The 11226-nt window shown below is 40.9% G+C and carries 18 protein-coding genes; 14 read left to right on the forward strand and 4 right to left on the reverse strand.

Annotated elements, in window-relative coordinates; translation table 11 throughout:
- The 7 genes from EO766_RS17165 to EO766_RS17195 all read left to right on the forward strand — a co-directional run.
- Positions 1-194: hypothetical protein (locus tag EO766_RS17165; protein WP_287101631.1), on the forward strand; the 194-nt coding region annotated here is incomplete at its 5' end.
- A 1-nt stretch (position 195) separates the two neighbouring features.
- The gene (locus tag EO766_RS17170) at positions 196-1374 is read left to right on the forward strand and encodes a hypothetical protein (RefSeq protein WP_287101633.1); all 1179 of its coding nucleotides are present in this window, start codon (positions 196-198) and stop codon (positions 1372-1374) included.
- A gap of 107 nt (positions 1375-1481) precedes the next feature.
- On the forward strand, positions 1482-2150 hold the full coding sequence (locus EO766_RS17175; protein ID WP_287101634.1) for a hypothetical protein: 669 nt from the start codon (positions 1482-1484) through the stop codon (positions 2148-2150).
- A 15-nt stretch (positions 2151-2165) separates the two neighbouring features.
- A complete protein-coding gene (locus EO766_RS17180) occupies positions 2166-2603 on the forward strand; it encodes a hypothetical protein (RefSeq protein WP_287101636.1) in 438 nt (145 codons plus the stop codon).
- A 21-nt stretch (positions 2604-2624) separates the two neighbouring features.
- On the forward strand, positions 2625-3110 hold the full coding sequence (locus EO766_RS17185; RefSeq protein ID WP_287101638.1) for a hypothetical protein: 486 nt from the start codon (positions 2625-2627) through the stop codon (positions 3108-3110).
- 18 nt (positions 3111-3128) lie between these two features.
- Entirely contained in the window at positions 3129-3743 is a 615-nt protein-coding gene (locus EO766_RS17190; protein ID WP_287101639.1) for a nucleoside/nucleotide kinase family protein, read from the forward strand.
- Between the two features lie 406 nt (positions 3744-4149).
- A complete protein-coding gene (locus EO766_RS17195) occupies positions 4150-5271 on the forward strand; it encodes a hypothetical protein (RefSeq protein WP_287101641.1) in 1122 nt (373 codons plus the stop codon).
- 175 nt (positions 5272-5446) lie between these two features.
- Here EO766_RS17195 and EO766_RS17200 read toward each other — a convergent pair whose 3' ends face one another.
- Positions 5447-5734, reverse strand: a complete 288-nt coding sequence (locus tag EO766_RS17200) for a hypothetical protein (RefSeq protein ID WP_287101642.1) — start codon at positions 5732-5734, stop codon at positions 5447-5449.
- Positions 5735-5775: 41 nt separating this feature from the next.
- On the opposite strand from EO766_RS17200, the gene EO766_RS17205 reads away from it, so the two are divergent.
- From EO766_RS17205 to EO766_RS17235, 7 genes are all read left to right on the forward strand, one after another.
- Complete coding sequence (locus tag EO766_RS17205) at positions 5776-6294, forward strand: hypothetical protein (RefSeq protein WP_287101643.1); 519 nt, start codon at positions 5776-5778, stop codon at positions 6292-6294.
- Positions 6295-6303: 9 nt separating this feature from the next.
- A complete protein-coding gene (locus tag EO766_RS17210; RefSeq protein ID WP_287101645.1) occupies positions 6304-6621 on the forward strand; it encodes a hypothetical protein in 318 nt (105 codons plus the stop codon).
- A 12-nt stretch (positions 6622-6633) separates the two neighbouring features.
- On the forward strand, positions 6634-7200 hold the full coding sequence (locus EO766_RS17215) for a hypothetical protein (RefSeq protein ID WP_287101646.1): 567 nt from the start codon (positions 6634-6636) through the stop codon (positions 7198-7200).
- 15 nt (positions 7201-7215) lie between these two features.
- Positions 7216-7479 (forward strand): hypothetical protein, encoded by a 264-nt coding sequence (locus EO766_RS17220; RefSeq protein ID WP_287101647.1) that lies wholly within the window; start codon positions 7216-7218, stop codon positions 7477-7479.
- A complete protein-coding gene (locus tag EO766_RS17225; RefSeq protein WP_287101648.1) occupies positions 7480-8073 on the forward strand; it encodes a glucosaminidase domain-containing protein in 594 nt (197 codons plus the stop codon).
- A 163-nt stretch (positions 8074-8236) separates the two neighbouring features.
- A complete protein-coding gene (locus EO766_RS17230; RefSeq protein WP_287101649.1) occupies positions 8237-8698 on the forward strand; it encodes a 3TM-type holin in 462 nt (153 codons plus the stop codon).
- Entirely contained in the window at positions 8699-9175 is a 477-nt protein-coding gene (locus tag EO766_RS17235; RefSeq protein ID WP_287101650.1) for a glycoside hydrolase family 24 protein, read from the forward strand.
- A gap of 365 nt (positions 9176-9540) precedes the next feature.
- Here EO766_RS17235 and EO766_RS17240 read toward each other — a convergent pair whose 3' ends face one another.
- The 3 genes from EO766_RS17240 to EO766_RS17250 form a co-directional block, all read right to left on the reverse strand.
- Entirely contained in the window at positions 9541-9957 is a 417-nt protein-coding gene (locus tag EO766_RS17240; RefSeq protein WP_287101651.1) for a hypothetical protein, read from the reverse strand.
- Positions 9958-10036: 79 nt separating this feature from the next.
- Positions 10037-10294 carry a hypothetical protein gene (locus EO766_RS17245; RefSeq protein ID WP_287101652.1) on the reverse strand — a complete coding sequence of 86 codons (258 nt, stop codon included), beginning with the start codon at positions 10292-10294 and terminating at the stop codon, positions 10037-10039.
- A gap of 447 nt (positions 10295-10741) precedes the next feature.
- A complete protein-coding gene (locus tag EO766_RS17250; RefSeq protein ID WP_287101653.1) occupies positions 10742-10936 on the reverse strand; it encodes a hypothetical protein in 195 nt (64 codons plus the stop codon).
- Positions 10937-11226 lie beyond the last annotated feature (290 nt).

The following is an 11226-nucleotide window of genomic DNA, read 5'->3' on the forward strand; positions in this document are numbered from 1 at the left end:
ACATTTTTCAAAAGTTGTACAATGGGGAAACAGTCGAAAAAGAATACTTTACACTTTCAAGTGTAATGAAATATTTAACCGATTACGAAAAAAGAGAAGCACAAAAGGTAAGTAGAAAATCCACTGACTATAAAAAGTGTTCAGGTTGGGTAATCAACTTCGGAAAACGAACAGACTTAATAGAGGTAAAATAAAATGGCTTACGATTTAATTGTTCCGACTTTGCCTATTCCAATTCACAACGGTTTTACTGTATCGGGTAATATTGGTTGGCAAGGGCCTACCCTTGATAACGGATATTATGCTGATAATACCGGGGGAACTACGCCCGGAATTCTTTACAGTTTAACCGACCCAAATGCAACACCTATAAAATTAGATCATATTTTATATAATGCTTCAAATACGGCGGGGTTTAAACCAACAAATCAAAAAGCGCCTTTATTAGTTGCAAACAATGAAATATATTCATTTTATAACGGTAAAATGTGGGTGTTTAATATGCAAGGTCAGACTATTAGAACCTCGCCTAATTTGCCCGCTTCATTTCCAAACCTTGAACAAAACACTTTGTCGATTTTTCCTACGTTTGGAACTCCTTTACAAAAACCTGACGGTAAAGTTGTTTTTCTTGCGGTGTATTCTGCACCCTCAATTTACACAACTTCAACGCCGGGATATTTGCTTAACTATTTGTATTGTGTTGAATACAGTTACTCTAATTTTCAAATTGAAAGAAAATACACCGTTTATTTTACTGACAAAGTTTATTATAAAAATTTAGGCGCTACTACTTTTGCTTATTACTTTGTTTCAACTGGAAAACGGGTTTTTGTTTTTCCCAAATATTATGGCAGTTCAGGTGATTTGCCTTTATTCAATGGAGATTTTGCTGTTGAATTAAAAGGGGAACAAACTACCACATTTAGTCGAACTAAAGAAAATTCAAAAGCAAATTATTTTGGAACAAATAGTTTTTACACTGCTTGGAGCAGTGGATTAACTAATAAAACTCTTGACACAGATTATCAATTAGCTAGTTATGGAAGTGGAAATTCTTTACAACTCGCTTCATATTCGCCAAATAATAATTATTGGCAATTGATAAACAATACAACGCAAGACCCTTATTTATACGCAAAAGGAGTTAATGTTTCTTTGTTAATTCCAAAAACTTTTTATGATTTAAGTAGAAATAAAAATGTCACTGTAAGTTCTGGAGTTATTGGTTTAAAAGCATTAAATAATAATAACAGGTATGGTTATTTTTATACTAACGCTTCTGCTGGTAACTATCTTTTTGTTCCTTTTATTGGTAAAATAAATCCAAGTATCCCCACAACAAATTACACAATCGGTAAGGAGTTTAAATAATGTCAACGCCCAAAACTTTTGAGACAATGAATCTTCTTGTACCAGCGTTTGGAAACACTCGTTGTTTACCTGTTAATTTTCCATTGTCGCCTAACAACATTTTAGATATGAATGAGGTTGTAATTAACGATGTTCCTTTTATCCCACAAGCCGTTTCAGTAGACGCCACGGCGGTTCCTGATACTGGATACGTTACTTTTACCGTTTTACAATTGGGATTTACTCGTATTATTAAAGGAGGCAGATTTTCGCAATTTAATTTTCCTTCTATTAAAAATATGCAAATTTCGGTTGTTCCTTCAGATGGCGTGTCACTTGTAAAAACATTTTTTTACAATTACCCGGCATTTATTGACGAACAAGGTTCAAGCGATGTTGTTTTAAATGGTAGTGTTAATATTGGAAATTTACCCGCCCTTACAGCAACAAACAGATTAACCGTGTCTAAAATTGTAACAGGCGCGGTAACAAATGGCGCGGTAGCGCTTATAAGCACATCAACTACGCAAACAATTAAACTTCATTCTTTGTCAATTTCAAAAGAATGCACAACTTCGGCCCCAATTGTTTGTGAAGTGTACGAAACAGGGTCAACCCCGGCAAGTGGTTCTATTTTGGCTATTCCCATAAGCGCGACTAATAATTTTGGGAATACTAAATTAGAACCCGCAACGCCTAAACTTTTGGGCCTTGGAAATGATTTGTTGTACACATTTTCGGCGGCTGATACAATTGTGGGTAATTTAATCATTACAGCCGATTATGAAATAGTTTAATAGGGGTCAAACAAAATGAACATTGAAAACGAAATTCAAACACAAGTAACCGAGGAAGTGGCGGCACAAGTAGCGGCGGTTCAATCTGAGGTTGTCCAAGCGGTAAAGGCGGCGGTGTCTGAAGAAATGACGCTAGAAAAAATCCATTCACTGGTTCAAGAAACATACAACAGGGCTAATTCAAATTCGCTTGATTTGGCAACGTTAACAGATACCGTGACTCAAATTATGGGCTTGATGGTGGATATGAAAGAGTCAATCAACGCGCTGGCAATTGATGAAATTGCCGAAATTGAAAACGATTTAGAGGATGAAAACAAAGAAAACGAAAACCCCGAGCCTGTAGAAGTGGCCACGAAAAACCCTGAAGAATTGGAACCTGAGAAATTTGAAACCGTGGAATTACCGCCAGTAGAAACCAAAGCAAAATCAAAAGTCAAATTTATTGTTTAACCCTAAAAAGGAAAATTGAAAATGGAAAAAGCGACTAACCTAAACGAAGCCCCTGAAGTGGTTGAAGTGCCAACAGAACCAACAATTAAAAAACGCCGGGGCCGCAGGTCTAACGCCGAAATTGCGGCGGCGAAAGAATTGAACCCCGAAACCGCGCCCACAAGTGGCGAATCGGATTCAACCCCAGCCCGCAAGCGGGGCCGAAGAAAATCAAATGCGAATGCCGTTCAACAGGTAATAGGCATTCATAAAATGGTTTCAATGTTGCCGGGAATGGAGATTTGGGCCATTGACGAAGCGGAAGCGCAAACCATAACTGAAGCGATGGCGCTTGTGTCTGAAGAATACGGGGTACAAATTTCAGGCAAAACCGGGGCCACGTTAAACCTAATTATGGCGTTGGGTATGGTGTACGGCCCTAGGGCGTATGTAATGATTCAACAAAGCAAACAACGCAAAAAAGAATTGGCACTTGAAAATCCGTCAACGCCTGAAGTCGCTCAATAAAATAAGGGGTTTATAATAATGGTTGATTTTTTAAAACCCGGAACTCGGACATTCATTACCGGTAAAACCGGAAGTGGAAAGTCTACAGTAGCGGCAACACTTTTGAAAAAATCAAAACAACGCTGGTTAATTATAGACCCCAAACTAGATGACAAAATTGCAAGCCTTAAGCCTTATAGACTTAAAAGAATGGAGGCCAAAGAATTATATGCCGCATGGAAAAAAGGCTTTAAATATGTGTCAATTACTCCACAAGCAAAGACTGGCCCGTATGAAATTGACGAGTTTATTTTAGAGTGTTTTGAATCGTTTAAAGACTTTGGAATATACGTTGACGAGTTGTATTTCATTCACAACAATGGAAACGCGGGGCCGGGATTGACTGCCACGTTAACCCGTGGACGTTCAGATAAAATCACTTTTATGGGTGCAACACAAAGACCCGCTTTTGTTTCATTGTTTTGTATTACTGAAGCGGATTATATCGCTCAGTTTAGGCTTGCCTTGGACAAAGACCGAAAAAGAATATACGAAGTAACGGGTATCAAACAAATGTTGAATAATCCCCCGGCTGAATATTCATGGTATTACTATCAGGTAGCCACCGAGGATTTTCACTATTTTGTACCTTGACTTAATTGACTTTTTTAATTAAAAAGGAGCATAATCTAATTTCAAGTTGTAAAACTTTTCTTTAATCAACTTTCAGGAATTTTCAAAATGATTGTTAAGCCTTCCCTCATGAATTTTGTGAGTATTGGCCTTATGGCTTTTGCTGGCGTTTGGGTAATCAATCGTGGTTTGCACATGGCTGGTTTTTCTGGCCTTTGTTCAAATCAACCCGCAAATCAATAATCAAAATTTTTCACAAGGAAAACACGCAATGGAAATGAACGTAAAAAACATTCTGGTAATGGGCGCAATTGCTTTTGGCGCGGTGTGGTTGGGTAATAGACTGCTGAACAAATTGGGCGCGACTGACCTGCAAGCCTAAACATTTAACACATTTAAAAAAGGACATTCAAAAATGGCAAATCATATGCAACAACAAAACCCACAGCAACAAAACGCAACGGCGCGTCAGATGTTGCTTGCCACTTCTATTCCAGTTCGGAAAAAGGTCGGCTCTTTTACTGGCTTTAATTTGGGCGACACTGCCCGCCTCAAATTGCTTAACGTAGGTTTGACCACTGGCGTTCAGGCCATTGTTTCTTACAACGTGACAAACGGCGGCACTACTCCCCCAGCACAATCCAATTTTGGCGGTTCAGTCATTGCGAACAAAATTGTTCTGACCGATTACAACCAAATTGAGCGAATTTCTACAGATGGCTACAGCCTGAAAGTTCTAAACGCTTTCAAGAGACGCCGTTTCAATGGTTTTAGTTCGGCGGCATACCCTCAATTTCCTGCCCTGTCCAATACCACCGAATTTGAAACATTCCAATCCGGCGCGGTAACAAATCAGCAAAACCGGGTTTTCTTTGATATTCCTTTTGCTGTTGACGCTGAACATGGCGACTTGCGCGGCATCAGTTTGTCTCAGGCGGTTGTAGGTGAACAGTTTGTTTCAATCAAATTTGCGGATACACTCCTAGGCGCAGACCCTTTGCTCTATCCCTATCAGGACGCTGGCTCATCTACATCGACACTGGTAGGCACTATCACGGTTGATTTGTATCAGGAATATTTGCAACCTCAATCTTTGCAATACATTCCTTTGATTGATGCATCCACCATTTACGAAATTAAAGGACTGTTTAAATCTAGTTCAGACATTTCGACAAACGGCGAAAAGTTGATTAACTATCCAAACGTTCGGACGGTTATGTCATCATTCCATGTGGGCATTGACAACAATGTTCCAATGGGCGCGACTCAAATCAACACAATCAAATTAATTGCAAACGGTTCGCAAATTATGCACGAAGATAATTATGCGACAAAACGGCGTTATATGTACGGCGAAATCGGCGGTAACATTGGAAACGGCACAATTTATATGAACCACCGTTCATTTCCCATTTCAACAGCGATTTATGGCAACGTTCAACTTCAGACCGATTACCTGACAATTACAGGCGGCAACACATACATGCAATCTCAATTTGAAAGTTTGTATGCAAGCGGCCAAGCCTTGCCGGGTATTTCTACACAGTGATAAAAAGCCGGGGGTTTTCCCCCGGTTTTTAAAGGAGCGTTACAAATGGAAACAATGAAAAAAATGCTAGGCAATCGACAAGTGGCTTTTGGCGTGGTGTTGGTTGCGGCAATGGTGGCATGGCGGTATGCGCTGGATGGCATGGAGTAAATAAAAATGGGCAATAAAACAGTGGCTATAATTGGCGGCGCGTTTTTGTTGTATTTGCTAACAAGAGGCAAACTTCATGAATACGTTGGTTTTTTGAAGCAACAAACTGGGGGCCAATAATGGGGGCGCTGTTTTTTGTTTTTGCGTATCTAATCGGTGTAGGTTGGCAGGGCAACGGTACAAAATTAACTTCAGAATTTGGAGCAGATTTTAAAGGTTTCGCGCCATTTTTGGGAAGTGTAATTTTTCTAATGTTTTTAAGCAACACAAAAGCGAAACCATTAGTAAGCCCATTTATTACGCTGGCAGTCATTACAACTGTACTTCGGAATTTTGACACAGTAAAAACCGAAGTTGCAACCACTTACAAAACAATTTCAACTTGAAAAGGAAAACACAAAATGGACGGAATCGGAAAAGATATTACAGGAATCGCACTTGCTATTATCAGCCTTGCAACCTTGGCGGTTTTGGTTCGTCAAGGAAACAACACCGTTGGCGTTATTCAAGCCGGGACTTCTGGCTTTGCTAACGTTCTCGGCACAGCAATGGGGACTCGTTAATATGCTGGCCCCTCAATTGTTTTTCCCTAATAACTTGGCGATTGATTACGGCAACCCCGGCTCAATGGTCAATGTTGGACAACACGGGGGGCCACAAGGCAACCCCTTCGGTACAATGCAACCACGGCCCTATCCGACAACTGATGCCGTGGGCAACCCGATTTCATTTGGTATGTCACTTATTCCACCTGGGTACGGTTCGCCCGTATGGGTTGCAAATTTGCCTGTTAACAACCGACAATCGGCGGCGACTGCTTCAGGTATCATCGAAAACCTGATTAAACAACCCAGCCCGGTTGTATCCTTTTAAGGTGAACACATGAGCGCAATTACAACAACGGATTTCGGCCCCGCAATTTCTACTCCAAGTTTTGCGGAACAGTTTTTTAACCTTGCTGGAAATTTTCTAGGCTCACAAGCGGAAATTCTGAAACGTCAAAATGACACCGTAGCAAACGCCGATTTGACTAGTAAAGCGTTTACAATTGGCGCGATTACAAATGCCAATTCATACGCTTATGGGCTGTTTTTTCAGCAGTCTCAATTCTTGAACAGTTTGGGCCAATCTTACGCAAACGTGGCAAATCAAGCCGTTAGCAAAATGGCGGGCGGCGGTATTTTTTCGTCACTGTTTTAAAAGGGGCTTTAAATGGATGGCATTGACACACAAGCCCTGAAAAAATACTGGCCTTATGCGGTCGGTGTTTTGGGCGTGTTTTTTCTGTACTCGCGTTTGAAAGGCGGCAATTCACAAGCGGCGCAAAACCCCGTCATCGGTTCGGCTGTAGACCCCGCTATCGTTCAATCAAACAACCAACTAGCCGGAGCCATGGCGCAGATTCAAGGCAACGTTGCAATAGCGGCAATTCAAGGCAAAGCACAATCCGATACTGCGCAATTTGCGGCGGTTGCGCAGGGTTTCGATACGTTGTCTCAAGTATCTAACGCAACAGTACAATCAAGCATTGCCAGCTATCAGGCCACAAAAGACATTTCAGCGGCGGCAGTTAGTGCCGGGGCCGAAGTGACAAAGGCGGGCCTTGATGCGGCGGGGCAGTCTACAGCGGCGTTTGCAAATGCCGTGGGCAACCTTGGCATAGCCACGGGCAACATTGTTTCAAGCGTGGGTCAAGCCAATGCAGGGGTGTTGGGTGGAATTGGGCAAATTGTTTCAGGCGCGTTTGGTACTAATGCGGCCCCGATTGTGTTGCTATAAATTGGAGTATTAAAAATGAATGAAAAAGAATTGCTTTATTTTGTCGGCGGCGCAGTCATTGTGTTTTTGTTTATGCACTCAAAGCAAAATGGCGTTAATAATTCCAGCGTATCTAATCAGGCGGTTCAACCACAGCAAACGCCGTTAAGTGGCCCGGTTTTGCTGAACGGTCAACCTTATTACAATTTGACATTCACAAACAATGGCAACGTAAATAATCCATTAGCTCAGGAATATATGCCTCTGTTTGGTTTTGTCGGAATGGCACAAGGGTATTAAATGAGTACCTCAAATCAAGCGGCATTCATTCAAACTTATGGCCCTTACGCGCAATATGCCGGTTCACAATTGGGCGTGTCGCCCGATTATGTCCTAGGTCAATGGGCGCTTGAAACAGGGTACGGCACACATTTTGCAGGTCAAAATAATCTAGGCAATATTCAAGGCAATGCAAATCAACCCTATAGTTATTCAAGCGTTCAAGCCGGGGTCGATGCCTACGTCAACACTTTAAAAAATCCTCGTTATGCCGGGGCGCTTTCAGCGTCTAGCCCATTGGGGTTTGGGTATGCCCTTCAAAATGCTGGATATGCCACTGATTCAAATTACGGATATAAAGTAGGGTCAACAATTATGAGCGTAAAATCCGGGGGTCAAACGCCTTACAATAAAGTGTTAAGCGGTATCAGCGGCGGTCTATTTGGAGGCGGTGACACTGGGCTAAAGCCTGACCCCACAAAAGTTAACGACGCTACTTTTTTGGGTAATCCTTTGAATTGGGTAAAATCAAAAGGACTTGATGTTGGCTTTATCGCTATTGGTGTATTTGGGTTTGGTTTGTTAACTTATGGATATCTTACAAAAGGGGATTAACAATTGAATGAACAGGGAAACGAGTTTTGGAAACCGACTGTTTTATTTGCCTTATCGGTTATTCAAACTATAACCAATTCTTTGCCCGCTATTTTGTTGTGGGTTTCGCTTGTTCTCGGTGTTTTACAAATTTGTTTAACCGTCAAAAAACTAAGGGGAAAAAATGAATCCGTTACTAATTCAGGCTCTAATAACGTGGGGTAGTTCTCTTATTGATAAGTTTATCCCGGACACAAATGCGGCGGCACAAGCCAAACTTGATTTGTTGAAAGCCAGTCAAGAAGATGACTTTAAGCAAGTCATGGCGCAAATTGACGTTAACGCAAAAGAGGCGCAAAACCCTAGTCTTTTTGTGGCTGGGGGTCGGCCTTTTGTGATTTGGGTCGGCGGCGTTGGCCTTGCTTGTGCGTTTATTCCGAAAGCCCTAGTCATGTCTGCCCTTTGGACGTATCAGGCTTTTGCGGTTGTCTCAGCGTGGCATGGTGTTGGCCCTGTCCCGGCTTTGCCCGTTTTTCCCGATTTGGGGCTGACTGATTTGTTCGGTCTACTGGGTAGCGTGTTGGGAATTGGGGTAATGCGAAGCGTTGACAAGTTCAATGGCGTTGATACAAAAAAGGTTAAATAAATGGCGACTGACAAAATAGTTAATCAAAATATTCGGGCGTTTGCTGACATGCTGGCGTATTCCGAAGGCACAGACCGCCACGGTCAACCAACTGCAAATAGCGGTTACGATGTACTGGTTGGCGGGGAATTGTTTACTGATTATTCTGACCATCCTAGAAAGCGTGTTTGGATACCTAAATACAAAATTTACAGTACAGCGGCGGGGAGGTATCAAATTTTAGAAAAAATGTTTGATGCGTACAAAAGCGTTATTCCTTTGCCTGATTTTTCCCCCGAATCACAAGATTTGTATTTACTTCAAATCATTAAAGAACAGGGGGCATATTCGGACATTGTTACCGGAAAATTGCAAAGCGCAATTGACAAACTAGCCGATCAATGGGCCAGTCTGCCGGGTTCAAAATACGGTCAACAAACAAACCAGTATGAATCCTTGCGTTCATTTTTCATTCTCAGCGGGGGCGAAGTAAGCTGATTCTGTCACTTGTTTTTGCTGTAGTTTTATTTCTACACTTTCGAGTAGGTCTACCTTGGCTTGCCAGTCTGACATTGGCCCCCATTGTACCGCCTTGATTTGATCTATTAAATTTGTGAAGGAATGCTTTTCGTGATACTGGTTATTGTAGATTTCGATTAGTATGGTCAACCGATTTACAAACAAATTGATTAAACTACTAGAACGTTCAAATTTTGCGGAGTGTACAAAAGCCCGCAAATTTTGCTCAATGTATTTTTCGATGACGTATTTTGGTTTTTGCTTGTGCATGTTGTGTTTCCCCTGAAAGGCGTTTGTCGCTGGCCTTGATGGTTTAACCCCCGGATATACCGGGGGTCTTTTTATTACACTTCGATTTCGGTAATGTCAAACAATGCATAACCTCGCTTTCCGTCAGGCATACGGCGCAAAATCATAAAGCCCTTTTCAACGTAGGTGTGATCTTTGTATTGTTCAAAAATGTTCTTGTAAAGAACAGTGTTGAAAATCATCTCACAAAGTTCACCTGTTTCAAGGTTGAAGACTTGCGCCATAAAAGGTGGTTCTTTTGCCTTGCCTTCTTTTTGTTCGATTTTCTTTGAAGAAATTTCGATTTTGCTTTTGATTTGAATGTATGCGACTTGACCGTCTTTCAGGGAAAGCAAAGGCAAAGTAACATGCCGTTTAATTTTTGGCACAAATGGCGCGGGGCTGAAAACTTCGGGCACGTTTTCATCAAATGGCACTTCGTTGGTTTTTTGTGTGTCGCTTTTCTTACTCATAATTTTATCATCCTATAAAGTTAGACGGGGTAAAATTGGCCCCCGATAAAACGCCGTGACATTTTATCGGTGACTAACTTTAGTGCATATTTTCTTTGAAGTTTTCGGGGTTGTTACAAAACAAGTTAAAACAAATTGCTTCATACCAAGCCTCAGTCAAATAACAAGCAACGTATTCGCGTTCACCTGAAAGTAATTCGGGTATCATTATATACGCTTGATTGTCAATTAACTGAAAGCCTACGTTAGACAAATGCAAGTCACTCATAAAAGCCCGAGGTAATTTGACCACGGAGTTTGCGGTAAGAATATAACCTTCCCTAATTTCTGCACTCATTTTTAACCCCTTTAAAAACATTTCCGTTATTTTGAACGTTTGTTTGTTTTTTGGCTATTTGATTGTTTAAATGACTTTTATCATATTGATTAAAAAATCCTATCATCAAGAAAACGATAGGTAAGCAAATAACGGCCCCGGCCAATACTTGAAACCATGGGCGGGTTTTCAATGTTTCCCATGAGCTGGATTTTTTTACCCTGTAGCCGGGATAACTGCGATAGTTTGATTTAATTAACTTCAATTTTTTATTAGGCATGGTTTATCCCTTTTGTTTTTTGATTTGTTATTAGGCGGTCAAGATATGCCCGCACTCGGGCGTAATCTTCGCTCAGCGTGGGCAAATTGGTATGTAGTATGTTTCCCCTATAGTCAGCCTTGACGTAGCCAACATAAGGCATTGTGACAAGGTAGCCTTGATACCCTGACAGTTCGTAATGTTGAATATTACGCAGTTTCATTATTTTCACCTTCTTTTGAATCGGGCAACATATTGTCAATAATTTGTTGAAGCTCATCCGAACATTTAGACAATAATCTTTCAATCAACAAATTTTCGTCTACTGTTTCACTGCCTAAAATTTTGTTTATGTTTTGAACGTTGTTAACATTGTTCGTTGTATCCGAAAGAATTTTATTCAAATTGTTATATTTCAATGCGTCAAAAACATGGTTTAACCCTATGTAGTTTTCAAATAATTTGAAAGGGATTTTGATTGTTATGTGATTTGTTTTCATTTTTATTCCTTATTTAATTGACTATGATTTATGTTAACAGATTTTTGATGTGAGCTAATTGTATTTTGCTATCGGTTTCATAGTTTACGCCTATCGAATGTCCGGTTGTCGCCATGGGGGGTGTTGCCAGCGGCATAACACATCTACAACAAAAAGTCAAGAAAAAAATTAGAGTGGTTGGGGTGGTATATCAT

This window comes from Hydrotalea sp. AMD (assembly GCF_004100315.1).
Taxonomy (GTDB): domain Bacteria; phylum Bacteroidota; class Bacteroidia; order Chitinophagales; family Chitinophagaceae; genus Hydrotalea; species Hydrotalea flava.

Excerpts from the sequence above, each read along its gene's own strand:
- EO766_RS17170 (WP_287101633.1), top strand. The coding sequence starts at position 196 with ATGGCTTACGATTTAATTGTTCCGACTTTGCCTATTCCAATTCACAAC.
- EO766_RS17175 (WP_287101634.1), top strand. The coding sequence starts at position 1,482 with ATGAATGAGGTTGTAATTAACGATGTTCCTTTTATCCCACAAGCCGTT.
- EO766_RS17180 (WP_287101636.1), top strand. The coding sequence starts at position 2,166 with ATGAACATTGAAAACGAAATTCAAACACAAGTAACCGAGGAAGTGGCG.
- EO766_RS17185 (WP_287101638.1), top strand. The coding sequence starts at position 2,625 with ATGGAAAAAGCGACTAACCTAAACGAAGCCCCTGAAGTGGTTGAAGTG.
- EO766_RS17190 (WP_287101639.1), top strand. The coding sequence starts at position 3,129 with ATGGTTGATTTTTTAAAACCCGGAACTCGGACATTCATTACCGGTAAA.
- EO766_RS17195 (WP_287101641.1), top strand. The coding sequence starts at position 4,150 with ATGCAACAACAAAACCCACAGCAACAAAACGCAACGGCGCGTCAGATG.
- EO766_RS17200 (WP_287101642.1), bottom strand. The coding sequence starts at position 5,734 with ATGACTGCCAGCGTAATAAATGGGCTTACTAATGGTTTCGCTTTTGTG.
- EO766_RS17210 (WP_287101645.1), top strand. The coding sequence starts at position 6,304 with ATGAGCGCAATTACAACAACGGATTTCGGCCCCGCAATTTCTACTCCA.
- EO766_RS17215 (WP_287101646.1), top strand. The coding sequence starts at position 6,634 with ATGGATGGCATTGACACACAAGCCCTGAAAAAATACTGGCCTTATGCG.
- EO766_RS17220 (WP_287101647.1), top strand. The coding sequence starts at position 7,216 with ATGAATGAAAAAGAATTGCTTTATTTTGTCGGCGGCGCAGTCATTGTG.
- EO766_RS17225 (WP_287101648.1), top strand. The coding sequence starts at position 7,480 with ATGAGTACCTCAAATCAAGCGGCATTCATTCAAACTTATGGCCCTTAC.
- EO766_RS17230 (WP_287101649.1), top strand. The coding sequence starts at position 8,237 with ATGAATCCGTTACTAATTCAGGCTCTAATAACGTGGGGTAGTTCTCTT.
- EO766_RS17235 (WP_287101650.1), top strand. The coding sequence starts at position 8,699 with ATGGCGACTGACAAAATAGTTAATCAAAATATTCGGGCGTTTGCTGAC.
- EO766_RS17240 (WP_287101651.1), bottom strand. The coding sequence starts at position 9,957 with ATGAGTAAGAAAAGCGACACACAAAAAACCAACGAAGTGCCATTTGAT.
- EO766_RS17245 (WP_287101652.1), bottom strand. The coding sequence starts at position 10,294 with ATGAGTGCAGAAATTAGGGAAGGTTATATTCTTACCGCAAACTCCGTG.